The sequence below is a fragment of the Streptomyces sp. FH025 genome (assembly GCF_017427025.1).
Taxonomy (GTDB): Bacteria; Actinomycetota; Actinomycetes; order Streptomycetales; family Streptomycetaceae; genus Kitasatospora.
The window spans coordinates 1-1038 of sequence record NZ_JAFLNG010001233.1; the positions used below are offsets into that span (position 1 = coordinate 1).

Annotated in this window: 2 protein-coding genes; both read left to right on the plus strand. The window is 72.3% G+C overall.

Annotated elements, in window-relative coordinates; all coding sequences use genetic code 11:
- A partial coding sequence (locus J0670_RS38625) for a hypothetical protein (protein WP_243438124.1) occupies positions 1 to 253 on the plus strand: 253 nt, incomplete at its 5' end.
- 131 nt (positions 254 to 384) lie between these two features.
- Positions 385 to 1038 (plus strand): zinc ribbon domain-containing protein (locus J0670_RS38630; RefSeq protein ID WP_207817436.1); only part of this gene is annotated, 654 nt, incomplete at its 3' end.

Consider the following 1038-nt stretch of genomic DNA (forward strand, 5'->3'; position numbering starts at 1 on the left):
CGTGGTGGAGAGCCGGCACAGCCCCGCACCGCCGACCGTCGCACCGCCGGAGGCCGAAGTCCGGTGGGTCCACCAGCCGGTCGAGGTCGACCTCGGCGACGGCACCTGGGCGCTCGGCCGGATCAGCGGCTGGTGGCAGGATCCCGCGGGCCGGTGCTGGTGCCGACTGCGGGTCAGCCGCAGCGGCCGGCCCACCGCCTGGCGGCCATACGACCCGGAGCGGGTGCTGCTGCTGCCGGTCTCGGGACTCTGAACCGCGCGAGACGGCCGGGGCGGATGTGGAGAGCGGGGCGGCGGACGGAAGTTCCTGGCGGAACCGTTCGAAGACCCCTTATCGTCCCTGGGAGCGACCGCCGACAGGCCACTCCAGTAACCGGGGACGACGTGAGTTCCGAGATCTACTTCAGCAGCAACTACCGCGACCTGTGCGAACAGCACGGCACAGGTGCGGGGTTCCAGTTCGAGTTCTACTGCTACCGCTGCTCCGACACCTGGCGCTCGCCGTTCGAGCGGTTCACCACCGGCCAGGTGGCCGGCTGGATAGGCAAGGGCGTCAGCGCGGCCTGGAACCTCATCGGCGGCAACGCCAACACCATCAGCAACGCCGCCGACGGCCTCGCCGGCCAGACCTGGGGCGGCTCGCGCGACGCCGCCTTCCAGCGCGCGATCGCCAACGCCCAGACGCACTTCCACCGCTGCGCCCGGTGCACCAACTACGTGTGCGGCCGCTGCTTCAACCCCGGCCAGGGCCTGTGCTTCAACTGCGCCCCGGACACCGCGGCCGAGGCGGCCGCGGCGCAGCACCGCGGCCTCAACGACATGGTGACGGAGCGGGCGTACCAGGCCGGGCAGCAGTCCGGCGCGGAGTACGACGTCCGCACGCCGCGCCAACTGGTCTGCCCGCAGTGCCAGACGGAGACGCACGGCACCCCGTTCTGCCCGGGCTGCGGGTTCCGGCTGGCGAATCCCGCGCAGTGCGCCCAGTGCCACAAGGACGTGCCGGAGGGCTCCGCGTTCTGTCCGTCCTGCGGGACGAGG